This window comes from Sporosarcina oncorhynchi (genome assembly GCF_033304615.1).
GTDB lineage: Bacteria > Bacillota > Bacilli > Bacillales_A > Planococcaceae > Sporosarcina > Sporosarcina oncorhynchi.
Window position 1 is genome coordinate 3,308,436 of sequence record NZ_CP129118.1, and the last position, 14,182, is coordinate 3,322,617.

At 43.2% G+C, this 14,182-nt stretch carries 14 protein-coding genes; 1 reads left to right on the forward strand and 13 read right to left on the reverse strand.

What is annotated here, in order from left to right; genetic code table 11:
- Window positions 1-26 precede the first annotated feature (26 nt).
- From QWT69_RS16425 to QWT69_RS16475, 11 genes are all read right to left on the reverse strand, one after another.
- Window positions 27-1,955: a DUF2207 domain-containing protein gene (locus tag QWT69_RS16425; protein WP_317967509.1), complete on the reverse strand. Its 1,929-nt coding sequence runs from the start codon at window positions 1,953-1,955 to the stop codon at window positions 27-29.
- A gap of 370 nt (window positions 1,956-2,325) precedes the next feature.
- Window positions 2,326-2,484, reverse strand: coding sequence for a hypothetical protein (locus QWT69_RS16430; protein WP_317967511.1), 159 nt, complete (start codon window positions 2,482-2,484; stop codon window positions 2,326-2,328).
- A complete protein-coding gene (locus QWT69_RS16435) occupies window positions 2,484-3,722 on the reverse strand; it encodes a helix-turn-helix domain-containing protein (RefSeq protein ID WP_317967513.1) in 1,239 nt (412 codons plus the stop codon). The genes QWT69_RS16430 and QWT69_RS16435 overlap by 1 nt, the downstream gene beginning before the upstream one ends.
- A gap of 130 nt (window positions 3,723-3,852) precedes the next feature.
- On the reverse strand, window positions 3,853-5,142 hold the full coding sequence (locus QWT69_RS16440; protein WP_317967515.1) for a S8 family peptidase: 1,290 nt from the start codon (window positions 5,140-5,142) through the stop codon (window positions 3,853-3,855).
- 212 nt (window positions 5,143-5,354) lie between these two features.
- Window positions 5,355-6,335 carry an ABC transporter permease gene (locus QWT69_RS16445; protein WP_317967517.1) on the reverse strand — a complete coding sequence of 327 codons (981 nt, stop codon included), beginning with the start codon at window positions 6,333-6,335 and terminating at the stop codon, window positions 5,355-5,357.
- Entirely contained in the window at window positions 6,313-7,230 is a 918-nt protein-coding gene (locus tag QWT69_RS16450) for an ABC transporter ATP-binding protein (RefSeq protein WP_317967519.1), read from the reverse strand. The genes QWT69_RS16445 and QWT69_RS16450 overlap by 23 nt, the downstream gene beginning before the upstream one ends.
- Window positions 7,227-7,946: an ABC transporter ATP-binding protein gene (locus QWT69_RS16455; RefSeq protein ID WP_317967521.1), complete on the reverse strand. Its 720-nt coding sequence runs from the start codon at window positions 7,944-7,946 to the stop codon at window positions 7,227-7,229. The genes QWT69_RS16450 and QWT69_RS16455 overlap by 4 nt, the downstream gene beginning before the upstream one ends.
- Entirely contained in the window at window positions 7,946-8,308 is a 363-nt protein-coding gene (locus QWT69_RS16460; RefSeq protein WP_317967522.1) for a GntR family transcriptional regulator, read from the reverse strand. The genes QWT69_RS16455 and QWT69_RS16460 overlap by 1 nt, the downstream gene beginning before the upstream one ends.
- A 2-nt stretch (window positions 8,309-8,310) precedes the next feature.
- Window positions 8,311-9,012: a hypothetical protein gene (locus tag QWT69_RS16465; protein WP_317967524.1), complete on the reverse strand. Its 702-nt coding sequence runs from the start codon at window positions 9,010-9,012 to the stop codon at window positions 8,311-8,313.
- Complete coding sequence (locus tag QWT69_RS16470) at window positions 9,009-9,791, reverse strand: hypothetical protein (protein WP_317967526.1); 783 nt, start codon at window positions 9,789-9,791, stop codon at window positions 9,009-9,011. Before QWT69_RS16470 ends, QWT69_RS16465 begins: the two co-directional genes overlap by 4 nt.
- 148 nt (window positions 9,792-9,939) lie before the next feature.
- Complete coding sequence (locus QWT69_RS16475; RefSeq protein WP_317967528.1) at window positions 9,940-10,677, reverse strand: sulfite exporter TauE/SafE family protein; 738 nt, start codon at window positions 10,675-10,677, stop codon at window positions 9,940-9,942.
- 431 nt (window positions 10,678-11,108) lie between these two features.
- Here QWT69_RS16475 and QWT69_RS16480 point away from each other — a divergent pair, with 431 nt between their 5' ends.
- Entirely contained in the window at window positions 11,109-11,477 is a 369-nt protein-coding gene (locus QWT69_RS16480; RefSeq protein WP_317967530.1) for a VOC family protein, read from the forward strand.
- A 16-nt stretch (window positions 11,478-11,493) separates the two neighbouring features.
- Here QWT69_RS16480 and QWT69_RS16485 read toward each other — a convergent pair whose 3' ends face one another.
- Window positions 11,494-12,444, reverse strand: a complete 951-nt coding sequence (locus QWT69_RS16485; protein ID WP_317967532.1) for a hypothetical protein — start codon at window positions 12,442-12,444, stop codon at window positions 11,494-11,496.
- Window positions 12,445-12,503: 59 nt separating this feature from the next.
- Window positions 12,504-14,174: a sensor histidine kinase gene (locus QWT69_RS16490; protein ID WP_317967534.1), complete on the reverse strand. Its 1,671-nt coding sequence runs from the start codon at window positions 14,172-14,174 to the stop codon at window positions 12,504-12,506.
- Window positions 14,175-14,182 lie beyond the last annotated feature (8 nt).

The window sequence follows — 14,182 nt, forward strand, 5'->3', positions numbered from 1 at the left end:
GAAATCGGCTAACCGATTTCCTTTTTTTAATCTGCTCCTGCTCCGCCACCGCCGTCGCCACCATCGCTATAGCCCCCGCCACCATCAAAGGAGCTCGTATAGGAAGAGCCACCCTTCCCAGCTGCTTTACCTGCCCATGTCGAGTAACTGAAATGGAGTGGATCCACAGGTAATGCAAATAGCGGAAGCAATGGGGATGTTTCTGGTAAAGCACCTTTTATTGCCGGTAATCTTTTCTTTGATTTGTTCAATATATACGCACGTACCAACCAACGTTCTTGTTCGTCAGGCTGGAGATATGCAGGCATTCCCCGACGCACTTGTCTCCTGAACTTTGCGATGCTCATCTTTGTATAAAATGCTGTAATAGAGCGCGGGATGGCAACCGGTGTCAGATAAAAGAGAATGGCTCCGGTGATAATCATAAACAAAAGTGCTAGATCCAATTCAGCGTCGGAAATTTGGGCCGAGCCAAAAAATAACGCAATGAACAACGCAATAGTTGGCCATTTTTTCATTAAATCTTTTTGATGGATATAAAAGAATAGCGCAATAACGAGTGTAAAAAACACCATCCCCCAGGCATTCAAATCGTCCAGGTAAAATCCGATGAGCGTCGCGAGCCAAATACATACGATAATAACCGTTTTCAACACCTTCGGAATAACTGTCGACAATGCATTCGCTTCCGTCATTAATTGAACAACGTCTTTATGCCAATGGAGATGGTTTTTGTGAAACTCAGCCTGCTTTCTTACATTCACGTATCCTGTCCTCTTCGCCTTTTCCCCCGGGCCAGCTAAATCGTGTAAGTGGAATCTTCGATGGCCAATACGTCCTTTGAACAACCACGTCACTAAGTATTGTTCATGTGATAACAAGACTTTTTTCGATTTATTCATTTGTTCATTTGATTGGAGTAAACGGAAAACGAGCGTCGTTTGAGGCGCATCTACCACTCCTTGAAAACGTGATGCTGCTTGCGTCATCTCTGCTTTTACAATCCCTTTTTCCTCTAATGAAAACAAGCCTGACAGAAAGTTTTTCCGGTTGAACTTCCCGTTCTGATCGACGAGTGTCAAATAGGTGGGATCCGTCTGCAAAACGAGATCCGTATTGCCTACGAGAGAAAACAGCCGTTGTTTCAACAGAAAAATAATGCCCATAAGAAGTAGGAATAGAACACTTCCGATTTCGACCCAGTGGGTCAATATAGGAAGTTTTGAAATCCTCGCATTCATTTGATCGTTGCGGTCTTGTTCTTGCTGTAGCGCTTGTGCAAATGAAATCGGTGCCGAAATTTTCTGCTGCTTAGTCATTATGTCTGAAGGAAAAAAGACACGCGTCCTCGTGTTTGTATACGCGGCAGAATTCGGCGTATGGAACGAAATGCCGTCGCGATATACAGAAGGCTTTTGTCCTTGACGATCGGATAGAAATCCATGGATGCTATTCATTCCAACAGCGCCTGGCAAAACATATGTAATGGTAACATTCTTAAGATCCTGATCATGGTTGGCGCTTCTGTCAAAGTACTCAATCGTAAGATCACTGTATGTATCATATGAAAGAACGGCGTTTTCCAAGGTGTAGGTATACAAAATTGAAACGGTTTCATCTCCGCTATTGTAGGTAGTCGTAAACTTGCCTTCCTTGTACGTATCCACCGCCCTCGTCAAAACTGATTCTTCCAACTCGCCGACAATTGGCTGAGGGTGGTTGATGATAAATGAGTTGAAACCACGGATTTGTTTTGCATGCTGTTCCGGGAATGAACGCTTGATGCTTTCAAAAGTTCCGTCTAACGTATAGGTAAACACTTCATTCACAAGTACGTCACCGTTTGGTTGTACCCACCCTTGAATCTGTACGCGATCGACGCTAAACGACTTTGCCGAAACAGCTGAAGGCACCATGAACAACAAGAGGAGCATGAAAACAGTCAACTTCTTCACACTCACCACCTCCTTCTAGAATGAATATACGCATGAATGCGTTGGATAGTTTCACAACGGAGTGAAATAGGGTGATTTAGTATGGGAACTTGTCGACCACACGCACAAACTGTGTCAGCTTAGTGTCTTCGATTGCTCCAACTCACAACTGGTGATATAATAGGACGTAGCATTATCCATAAAAGGAGTGGAGTCTTCATGTGGTTCGTTTACATTATGTATGCGTTGTTCGCATTTATCCTTATCGGCACAATCGGTGGCCTAGTTAGCACATTCAACAATCATAAGTGATTGTTGGAGTGCTTTTTTTTTCGCATAAAAAAGGGTGTTCCTTAGCCACTTTGGCCAATGAACACCTAATCTATTTGAGTTATACTTGAGGGGGCAAAATTGTAGGTGGCTTCATATTATCTCTGCCTTTTGCAAAAGTTTCCATGTTGTCATTCGGTTCCATCGCCATTACATTACCAGTACCAATCACAGTTACAAACATCGCCGCTAAAAAAAGAATGGAAAGCTTCTTTTTCATTACTTCTCATCTCCCTTTTCGTAATAGTACAAACTATACTTCTTGGCTGCATCTAATTTACCGATGGACCGGTAGTGATTCGCTAACTTCCATGCAATACTTCTTGCTTCTCCAATATAACCATATTCTTCATAGAAAGGAAATGCAATTTCTTCACAATAGTCAAAAAGTTCTTGTTGGGATATTTTCATAGCCCTAAAGTAGTTAAGTTGTGTGGTCAAATAGGCATCATTTTTTCTTCCTACAATCGCTTCTAACTCCTGTAACAGTACTTCAAAATCCATTTCTTCGACAGCAGCGGTGTGAAGTAAATGAATGAGAATTGATGTGTAATAGTCGGTTCTTGGTTCAATCAACTGTTTTAGTTCCATCAAAAGGTTATACGCAGACTTGTGGAGTCCCATCCGATTCTGCAGCTCTGAATAATTATAAAGTGCACCTTGGTACAGCTCGTCCAGTTCCATCATTTTAGAATTTCGTAAAACCGTTTTAAACAATCCTTCCGCCTGTAAAATCAAATCACGATTTGTATAATTAATGGCGAGCAGTAGTTGTGCATGCAGTAGACGGATGTAGTTACAGTCTTTTTGATAATGATCGACAGCCAGTTCCGCAAAATAAGAAGATCGTCCATATTGTGCTTTCGTGTGGAGCAAATAAGCTTTCTGGTAATAGAGTTCGCCTTCGAACATCTGAGGTATGCGTTCGCGGTTTTCTTCAATCTGTTCCAGGCGCTCTTCCGCTTTCTCGAAATTTTGCGAGAAGATATCATGCATAAAGAAAATGACTTTTGATATACCTTTTTCATAATCGTTGAATGTAGACATCATTTTTTTAAGTATGATGACTTGTTGCGTAGCACGTGGAATTTCCTGCTTAAATAGATAATAACGTAATTTATACAACTCATACCTATTTACAAGGTCGGTGGATTGCAAAAACTCTTCGTTATCTGATAGCTCTTTATAGAGAATTTCCATAGACTTCAAGTCATAATAGACTGAGTGTAAAATGAAAGCATTGAGTTTCTCTTTCAACGTCTCATATGTTTGTACTTCTTTCGCCCAAACGACATTCATTCTTTTAAATAACGCATCAACCGTTTCTGCATGAGGCACATATCGATTCGACTCAATTTTACTCAAATGCGATATGGAACAAATCCCCTCAGACAACTCACCTTGTGTAAGATTATTTTTCATACGGTAGTATTTGAGTATCGATCCGACGTTCTTCATTTTTCATCGCCCCCAGCTATCCAATTATTCAAACATTACCATGTACTAGTAATTAATGCATGAGAAAACAGTCCCAGGGGAGTGAGGGACTGTTTCTTTCTGTCGAAATGACAGTTAGTTTATCGAACTTTTATCGTACACGGGCAAAGCCGAAACCAGCGGCGATGTCATCTCCATTTCCTGCATAGTATCCGCCAAGGACATCATACGATCTTGCACGGTTTTGTAGGTTGGCACGCAGTTGCACATTCGTGAAAGAAGGGTTTTCCGCCCAGATTTTCGCAGCTAATCCTGCTACATGCGGAGACGCCATCGATGTACCACTAATCGTGGCATACCCACCGTTATACCAAGTTGAGAAAATTGAGCTGCCCGGTGCAGAAATTTCCACATCACCTTTTTGAATCACATAATCGCCGGTCGTGTTTGAAAAGCCGCGGGATGAGGAGTTGGCAACACGGTATGTTCCTTTTTCTTGACGATTTTCTAGATTGGCCACTGCGATTGCAGAAGGCAAGGCAGCTGGATAACCGATTGTTCCCGGAGCATATCCGTCGTTTCCGGCAGCCGCAACGACGAGAACTCCTCGACTATATGCGTAGTTTACAGCATTAGTGATTAGCGAGCTTTCTCCTTGGGAACCTAAAGACATATTAATAACGACTTTTACACGTTGAGCGGATGCTTGATCGGCTGCATGTCGGATAGCATTCGCAATGTCATCTGCATATCCGTTACCCGAATCTGTCAATACTTTGTATGCCCAAAGCTTCGCATTTGACGCAACTCCATATACGCCTCTCCGGTCATCTCCTCCTTCTCCAAGCGCGCTGCCCGCCACATGTGTTCCATGTCCGTTACGGTCTACACAAGAGTTATTCACCATTGACGCTGTTTGCGTGAAGTCTTTACATTGTTCCGCATTGTAATAGAGATCACTATGATTAACGTTTACTCCCGTATCAAGGACGGCAATTCGAATATTCGAACCACCTGACGTGGACGTTAATGTATTATCATTATAAATGGCTTTAATTCCCCACGGAACGGATTGGCTTGCGGCCATCGCGTCCACATCTTGACTTACTTCAAGCGACCCTGGTTCCATTTGTATGGAAAGGACATCGACTTTTTCAACCGTGATATCCGGCAATTTCTTCAATGCTTCAAATTGCTTTGCCGTTACATCTGTTGTATAGGCATTCCCATCAAATTCATTTCGCAGCTCATAAGTACTCTGAAGTTGCATAATTTTTCCTTCAGTATTTGCAGTGATTAGCACCCGGAATGTCTCGCCGCGCTTCGACATTTGCTCTTTCTTGAAATCATCAAAATCTCCCTGGGCTTGCACCCCGTGAATTGGCATTAGCATACTTGCGGATAGAGCTACAACTGCAAGCGCTTTCATTGTTTTTTTCATTTTCTCTCCTCTTTTCCTAATAGATTTGTTGTTGCTAAATCTACTGTAACAAAGGATATGAATATATGTAATTGGGAAAATTTTAGAATAATAGCTGATTTCTATTTTTATAATGTAATGCTATATACCCCATTAATCTTTATTAATTAATTCGTTATGCCTAAAAAACCGACCTTTTCAAGAGGTCGGCATTGGGAAAATCAGACTTATTCTTAAGCAGTTACATCCCTTTTCATGAACGTCGTATAGCTAATTACAAGAAATACAATCATATACACAGCCAAAACAGCGAGTGAGAATGGTAAAGTGATATCTTCGACCAACTTCATACCTGTTTCGAATTGTGTTAAATCCATATGTGTAAATATCAAATACTTCGCAATTTCGTATTTCATCAACAATGCGGAGATAGTGGAGCCTGTGAAGTAGATAAACAACGATAACCCAATTGCAAGCGAACTTGATCGGAACACACTGCCGATTGTGAAGGCAAACGTCGCTGTCACGAACACACTGCCGAATGACAACAGCAGCATATATAAACTCTTGCCCCATATCGATACTTCGACAACTTCCGTGCCGTTATAGGCAAGTTCCTGTCCTGTTCCCGATTTGAAAAGCACCATTGCCAAAATGATATAGACGATATAACCAATTATCATGAGCAATATGCCGAATAGATTTACAGCAATGAATTTTGACGTAAGGATTTTCCAGCGTTGCACAGGGCGGGTGAGCAGCATCTTAATCGTTCCTTGTGAGAACTCGGAAGCAACAATTCCTGCCGCCACGATGACGGTTAATAACAAGACAGTTCCACCTATGGAGGCAGGATTTTTTATCATACCTTCTTTACTAAATTCACTGATTGGTTGGATGTCATGATCTATCCTGTATTCCATAACTTTCATTTCAGCTTCGAGCTCTTTTCGCTCCGCCTTTGATAGCGAGTCATCCGCTAATTGCGATGTAAGGAAGTTCAATTCACTTTCCATTGAACCTTGCATATCAGATGTCCCATCCACCTGGATTGTGCCGTTCCCCATTTGCATTGGATCATCTGTCATTTGAAGCTCGATGAATTTCATGAGTCCCATCATCGCAGCCGTCAGTAGAACTAGAATGCCGACCATGACCCATGTGCCTTTCTTATTCCATAATTTCATCCATTCATTTCGTATAAGATTCAGCAATCTGCCCACCTCCTGTCATTTCTAGGAACTCGTCTTCCAATGTTTTACGATGCGGCTGTATAGCAAATACTTGCAAGCCTTTCGCAATGAAAGATTGAACCAGCTCCGGAATTTGTTGATGTTCCGCATTGATGAGTAGGCCTTTATTAAATGATTCAACTGTAAATCCATTCTCTACAAGCATTTGTTTCGCTTCCTCCACGGGAGATGCCTCTAGATAATAGAAAGATTCCTTCATCTCGGACATTTCCCGGATGTCGATTAATTTCCCATTTTGAATGACAGCGATCCGATCACACATTAACTCAATTTCAGACAGCATGTGGCTTGACACAAAGACGGATACCCCTTCCGTCTCAGCAATCTTACGTAAATACTGGCGGAATTCACGGATACCCGCAGGATCCAATCCATTCGTCGGTTCATCTAAAATTAGAAACTTCGGTCTGTGTAATAACGCCTGCGCAAGTCCAAGCCGTTGGCGCATTCCAAGTGAATAGGTCCCGACTTTTTCATGGATCCGATTTTGCATGCCAACCTGATTGATGACTTCGTCAATCCGCTCCTTCGTCACGCCTTTATGCATGCGCGCAAAATGAACCAAGTTCTTGTACCCCGACATGAACTTATACATTTCCGGATTTTCAACGATGACACCCACTTTTGATAGACCTTCTTCAAAATTATCACTCAGTGAAACGCCTTCAATGACGACATCCCCTTCGGTTCGCTTCATCAGTCCAACCATCATCCGAATTGTCGTCGTCTTCCCCGCTCCGTTCGGACCGAGAAAACCCGTGATGGTGCCCGGGTATAACGCTAAATTCACGCTATCGATAATCTTCTTTTTACCAATGGTCTTTGATAGGTTTTTCAGTTCAACTACCGGTTTCATTTGACCATCTCCTTTCCTTGTTGCGGATTTCTGAACAGCGATACCATCCAGCTTGTTGCATCCATGCCATGTAAATCCCTAATTTCATCTACCGCTTCATGTGCAATAATCTGTCCTCCGCGCATGACGATAATTTCATCCAGCAGTGGTTCGACTTCCCGAATTTCATGCGTCGACATAATGACCGTTTGCGTTTCTGGATTTGTAAAGCGGATTAGGCCTTTCGCAATATCGTCTCTAACCATCGGATCCAGTCCTGAAAAAGGTTCATCTAGCAGGTAAATTTTCGCTTCTCGCGCAAGTGTCACCGCAATCTTTACACGTCCGCGGTTCCCTTTAGACAAGCTTTTCATCCTAGCATCATGTGGTACTTTCAAAAAGTCCGCCAGTTCCTTCGCTTTGATCAAATCAAAATCGGCAAATTGCGAATCGTAATACTCCATTAGTTCCCTGACAGTGAAATACGGGTAGAACAAATCCGTATCAGACATATACGCAAGGTCCTTAGCAATTTTACGAGTAACCTGCGCTCCTTCATACGTTACAGAACCCGTGTTAATGGACGATAACCCCGCAATTACCTTGAGTAATGTTGACTTGCCACTTCCGTTTTCACCTACAAGTCCTATCACTTTCCCTGGGGGGATGGATAGCGTCACTCCATTCAGCGCACGTTTCGCCCCATATTTTTTAACAACATGGTTCAATTCAATCATCACTTATCCCCCCAATCCTTTAAACATTGCACGATTTCATCCTTCGTGAATCCGAACGCTGCAACACTTTGCAGAAACGTCGTCACAAGTTGCAGCTTCATGTCATCACGAAGCGCTTCGATTTTTTGCTGATTCTCTGTCACAAACGATCCCTGCCCCCTTCTCGTTTCAGTGATTTCCATCTGCTCTAACTCCTTGTAAACGCGCTGCATCGTATTTGCATTGACCCCTGCCTCTATTGCATATTCACGAACTGATGGTAACTTTTCTCCGGGTATTAATGTGCCGCGCATAATATCCCCCAGGATCCGGTCGATGAGCTGTTGGTAAATTGGTTTGTCTGGTAGAAAATCTATGCCCATCCTCATACCCTCACTTTCTTAGCAAACAGCATGGTACCTGCTATGAAAAATACGATTGAAAGCAGTGCGTATGTGACGAAACCTACTACACTTAACGGTGCATTAACCGGGAACACGCTTGTCAACACAGCCCAAAACGTGGACATCATTAACACGGGAATAAGGATGACAAAGGCAGCAAAATTCCCGATTTTCAACTGAATGATCCCTAACAAGATCCATACAAAAAGGACTGCAATCGTGTTGAACACTGCATTAATAACTGCCGTAGCGCCAAGGTTCGTCATAAGCTTGACCGCTTCAGACAACGGAATTGCATTATCAGGGGCACTAAAGTAATAAGTGATTCCAGCAAGGATCATGTTAAGCAGCATTGCCACAACAACGACTAGTATCGCTGAGAATACTTTCACGCCAAGAACCTGGACTATTGAAGCCTCCGTATGAAGCCATACGTCAAGCTGTTTTCGTTCGTATTCGATACTAATAACGATGAGCACCGGACCCATAATGAGTAAAATCCTCAACATCATGTCATACAGACCGAGTGGATTTATATGCTGAAAATCATGGATTCCCGCTAACACAGGCGTCAAGCTGAAAAAGCAAACTAACAAGGATAAAACGATAAAGGCAATTATCTGCCAGCGCATCAGCACCCATTCTTTTTTCAGTAGTCCGCACCATCTCGAAGTCAATGTCATATCCTCACCTTCTTCTCAAACAGCTTGATTGCGAGGAAGAATAAAATGACGGTTAAGACTGCATCGAATAGGATGTCTCCAACGTAAATATCAAGGTCCATAAAAAGGGATGAGCCTTCCCCGATCTGGAGATTAGTATTTTTCATTGCCAACAAATTGACTTTCCCGGCGTGGAAGAAGCGCTCATAGAAACTCGAACTTGTAACCTCCCCATATACCCGGGCAGAAAGAACAAAAAGCAGTCCTGTTGCGATAATTGAAAAGCTCGATAAAAAAGGTTTTAGTAATCGATCGATGACGATGAAGAAAAAACCGATGGCCATAAACATCAATGAGACGCAGAAAAAGAAGATAATTGCCGTCGTTCCGAAAAACGCCAATTCATCAAAGGTCACTTCACGAAACTCCGTCATCGCAAAACGAATTGCTACAATAACTGCAGGTAATAGTAAAGCGCCTAATCCGATAAATGCAGCCATCAAAAACTTCACACAGATGAGCTTATAACTGCTCGCAGTTGAATGTAACCACAAATCAGGCAGCTTCATTTCCCGGTTAAACATTGTCGTAAAAGTTAATAAAGGAATAATGATTCCTACCGCCATTAGCATGAAACTTAGAACCATCGTCATTTCAAATACGATCTCATGATCTTTGGTCAATGTACCGACGACTGGCGGTAACGTCAATAACGCGATCAGCACCATGCCACCCGCTAGGATAAGCTGCCATTTCCATTGAATCCACTCTTTACGCATCAGTCCATTCCACTGTTCCATCCATTTGCCTCCTCCTGTATCGGTGTATTAGTTACATAGTACACTATCAAACCGGAAGATGTAAAGGGCATTTACTGATTTATGTAAAATGAGTTAAAAGTCCTTTGAGCAATTGAAATACAACGCGTCAGCTACATCCATTATTTCTTTACTCAATGAACATTTTTACAATTAACTGGCCGATCAATGCAATCGTTACAAACCGCAACAGCCATTGCACATGCTTTGGATTTAGTCTTTCCGATAGACGCACACCGATTTGGGCACCTGTCAGAGACCCTAACATAAGTGCGAATACCATCGGCCAAATAATTTTCCCCATCGCGATGAAACTGATGGCAGCCCCGAATCCACTTGAAAAATTGGCAAGCCTAACAAATCCGATTGACCGCATATAACTAATCCGTAAATGATTGAATAAGTATAATAACAGCGTGCCTTGCCCTGGACCAAACATACCGTCATATAAGCCAATACCTAGTAACCCCGAAACGCCCACTTTTGAAGGCCGCAACTCTTCATTCCCAGCAAAAACAGCTTTTGAAAAGAATGAAATGATAAACGCGCCTATGAGCAAAATGACTGCAACGACATACAGCGTGCCCTCTGCCAACCTCGTCGCGATGAAACCACCCGTCAGCCCCCCTGTCAGCGATGCCGGAATGATCCACCAAGATTCCTTCCACGTCACACGTTTTTTCACAAGTACCGTCATGAACGTCGAAAAGGAACTGACCGTCGTTGAAATCTTACCCGCCCCGATGATGGCATGAATAGGAAAACCCATGAGCAGCATAGCTGGAACTGTTATTAGTCCACCACCACCCGCCAGTGTACCAAGCGTCATCGCCACTACGCCGATAACATATAACAGGATATAATCCACTTCCCCTACCACCCTCCCCTATCCTATGGAAAAACGAAAACTTCATAAGCAATACTTATGCCCCTACTTCCAAATACACGCATAGCTTCTGCTAGTCAACTCCTGCATACTGGACGTATCCCCTCCAGTGCCAGTCGAGGCTTAATGCCCGCATCCACTTTTGAGACGGCTAGTTCATGCGGGCAGCCTCTCGGGTCACTTCGGTCTTTCCGAAATGGCGCAAAATACGCACCATTGTCGGTATCCCCTCCAGTGCCAGTCGAGGCTTAACGCCCGCATCCACTTTTGAGACGGCTAGTTCATGCGGGCAGCCTCTCGGGTCACTTCGGTCTTTCCGAAATGGTGCAAAATGCGCACCATTGTCGGCAAGCCCTCCAGTGCCGGTCGAGGCTTAACGCCCGCATCCACTTTTGAGATAAGGAGTGATGAGCATGACGCAATTTCTCACAGGGATCGATCATATCCAAATCGCTGCGCCGCCTGACTCTGAAGAGCTGGCACGAAAATTCTACGGGGAAATTCTTGGTATGCGGGAAATCCCGAAACCTGAAAATCTGAAGGCGCGGGGCGGTTGCTGGTTTCAATGTGGTGTACAGGAAGTCCATATCGGCATTCAAGCTGATTTCACACCTGCTAAAAAAGCACATCCCGGTTTCACCGTACATGCACTTCAGCAATTAAAAACCCGCCTTGAAGAAGCAGATTATATCATCTCTGAAGAACCACCTATCGCAGGACGCGAACGATTTTTCACTTATGATCCGTTCGGCAACCGGATTGAGTTTCTGGCATTCGATTGAACACGAGGCAGGCGATTTAAGATACAATAATCGCCTGCTCCTGCTCATTCAAACGTTTCTCTTCTTCAATCGCCTCATCGCGTTTGCGTTTCAACCGGTCTTGTACCCGGCGTACATCGGCTAGAATGGCATTCAACTTCGTCTTCCCTTCAGAAATGCGTGAATGCGCCATCCAATCCGAGAAAATATTATCAAAAAAGATATCCGTGAATGTGAAAATGTCTTTCTGGTTCACCTCGAACGATTCAGTTGCCACATTTTGCACATCCATCAACTCTGTTTCATAATGACGTAACGCCCGCTGCGCACGATGGACGAGATCATCTGAGCTGCCCATTTCCGAATACTTCAGCGCAGAAACGATCATTCCCCCGCCTAAAAACGTATCCCAGACTGAAAGGCTTTCCGCATTTCCAAGCTTATCAAGCGCTGCATCAAGTGCCCGTATCGCTTTATCTCCAGCTTCAAGAGCCTCATCGATTTCCCTCTTCATTGAGCCGATGCGTACTCGGCCGTCCGCAATCTGTTGTAGCGTCGCGTTCGCCGTCGTATCATTCTGTCGTATCCAAATTTCCTTCTCCCGAAGAAAATCTGCCCAATCCTCATCCACATACTGAAAATCCGGGTTATTCATCTGTTCACGGAGACGACCGACTTCCGCTTCCAAGTCCATCAATGTTTTCTCCGCTTCATTGAATTTAAGCTCTACCTCCGCCACTTCATTGATTTCCTTCTCCATCTGTGCATCCCACTTACCCGTCAATTCCTTCAACTTGTTCATAAACGAAAATTTACCTAACTTTATGACATCCTGCTGTTCCTTCGACAACTGCCACTCCAACCGGCCACGTGTCTCAAGCGCCGCTTTATACTGTACCTCTGCACCTTCAAGCCTGCGTCTCACCCGATCCCGCTCATTGCGCAATGTCGTCAATTCCATCTGACGTTCATGTATATCCGCCCTCATTATAATCACTCCTTTAAAAGTTCACTTACTATTCATACGGATTGGATGCTGATTTAGTTTCAACCAGATGAAGATGATAAAGGCAACTTTACGGAAATCGTCGTACCGGCTGCGGATGTTTCCACTTCTATTTCTCCACCATGCCCTCTAACTAGCTGTTGGGCAATCGTCAAACCAAGACCTGTCCCAGAATCGTCTGTCGTTGTATTTGTTCCCCGGTAATAGCGATTAAAAAGGTTTTCTAGCATCTGCACCGGAATGCCTTCGCCCTCATCCCGTACATCCAAAACGACAAAGCCGCCATCCGTTCTAATCTCAGTGTGGACAGGCGTCCCAGCCGAGGTGTGCTTAACTGCATTTCCAACAATATTATCCAATACACGTTCGAACCGCTTTTGATCAATATCCACGTAAACTTCCTTGTCACCAATTGGATTGCACAGCTCTTTCCAGTCACTCCGGTCAACATAGTCACTCACATAAGTGAAGAAGTTTACTCTCGTTTTGTCAAAGATGACTCCGTCACTTTTTAATTGATAGGTGTACGTCAATTCATTGATGAGCGTATCCATATAGCCCGATTTCTCGACCATCGTCTTTGCGAATCCCCTTACTTCTTCAGATGTCCAGTCATGATCAGACGATAGCATGTTGGCATACCCATAAATTGAACTTAAAGGCGTTTTTAAATCATGGGACAATCCTGTAATCCAGTCTTCCCGTAACTTCTCCGTCTGAAGTATTGTTCGATCATTGTTTTCCAGGTTCTCCGATAACCTCATTAAAGACCGGTCAATATCTTCATAAATCCTATATTTCCGCTTAAACCGATTCTTTTTTGTTCTCATCGTTCGATCATTCGGCCGTTCATAGCGTTGATTGGATAACCGCTCAATCCATTTTAAGAAATAGAAAACCGGCTTCACATAATTCCGGCCAATCAACAATGAAAATCCAAGTGTAAATAACATCAAAAAGAGATGAAATCCTATAAACCAATTCAACATCATTTTCAAAAGCACAATATCATTCGGGGCAAGCGATTGGTAATAAGGGTTTTCTATACGGACAAAAGCAATTTCACCCGAAGACAGCTTAGTAAAACTAACTAACTCTTCCTGTTCATTAATCGATGAATTGCTCGCTAAAACATCAACTGGCGTTAACTTTTCCCTTTCCTTAAGCGAGTTCGAATGAAGTAAAATCCCATTTGAATCGAATAGCTCAAATGATGCATGCTGCTCTTCTAAAAGCTGTTCATCCTCTTTTGATAATGATGGAAATGAAGGACTAGCTTCTAATGTCTCCAATACTTCGTCACTACTTGTATAGGGAAGGAATACTAACATTTCCTCATTATCCATCTCCCAAGCAAGTACACCCGTTTGTTTGGATATTGCTATGAGCTCTTCAATCGCATACGATTCAGGAAGCAAGCTCTCTTTCGTGGAATGTAGAACATTTCCTCCTTCGTCAATCAGTTGAACGATACCTCCACTTCGATTGGCAATATCAATAAAAGGTTTGGAAAATGACCGAGTACCATTTTGATGAACAATTCCCCGTTCAACATCTGTTTTTTCAAGTGCGCGGATATCATGAAAGTAAAAACCGGATAAGAAATTCGAAAAAAACATGACAATAATGACTGTCGTCCCCATAAATAGTATCCAGTAGAAAGTGAGGAAGTAGAGAATGAATCGGACAGTCATTTTACTTGATAGCTTCATATCTATTC

What these genes read in the sequence shown, in the direction of transcription:
- QWT69_RS16435 (WP_317967513.1), bottom strand. Translation starts at nt 3,722, where the DNA reads ATGAAGAACGTCGGATCGATACTCAAATACTACCGTATGAAAAATAAT.
- QWT69_RS16470 (WP_317967526.1), bottom strand. Translation starts at nt 9,791, where the DNA reads ATGGAACAGTGGAATGGACTGATGCGTAAAGAGTGGATTCAATGGAAA.
- QWT69_RS16480 (WP_317967530.1), top strand. Translation starts at nt 11,109, where the DNA reads ATGACGCAATTTCTCACAGGGATCGATCATATCCAAATCGCTGCGCCG.
- QWT69_RS16440 (WP_317967515.1), bottom strand. Translation starts at nt 5,142, where the DNA reads ATGAAAAAAACAATGAAAGCGCTTGCAGTTGTAGCTCTATCCGCAAGT.
- QWT69_RS16460 (WP_317967522.1), bottom strand. Translation starts at nt 8,308, where the DNA reads ATGGGCATAGATTTTCTACCAGACAAACCAATTTACCAACAGCTCATC.
- QWT69_RS16455 (WP_317967521.1), bottom strand. Translation starts at nt 7,946, where the DNA reads ATGATTGAATTGAACCATGTTGTTAAAAAATATGGGGCGAAACGTGCG.
- QWT69_RS16465 (WP_317967524.1), bottom strand. Translation starts at nt 9,012, where the DNA reads ATGACATTGACTTCGAGATGGTGCGGACTACTGAAAAAAGAATGGGTG.
- QWT69_RS16490 (WP_317967534.1), bottom strand. Translation starts at nt 14,174, where the DNA reads ATGAAGCTATCAAGTAAAATGACTGTCCGATTCATTCTCTACTTCCTC.
- QWT69_RS16485 (WP_317967532.1), bottom strand. Translation starts at nt 12,444, where the DNA reads ATGAGGGCGGATATACATGAACGTCAGATGGAATTGACGACATTGCGC.
- QWT69_RS16430 (WP_317967511.1), bottom strand. Translation starts at nt 2,484, where the DNA reads ATGAAAAAGAAGCTTTCCATTCTTTTTTTAGCGGCGATGTTTGTAACT.
- QWT69_RS16450 (WP_317967519.1), bottom strand. Translation starts at nt 7,230, where the DNA reads ATGAAACCGGTAGTTGAACTGAAAAACCTATCAAAGACCATTGGTAAA.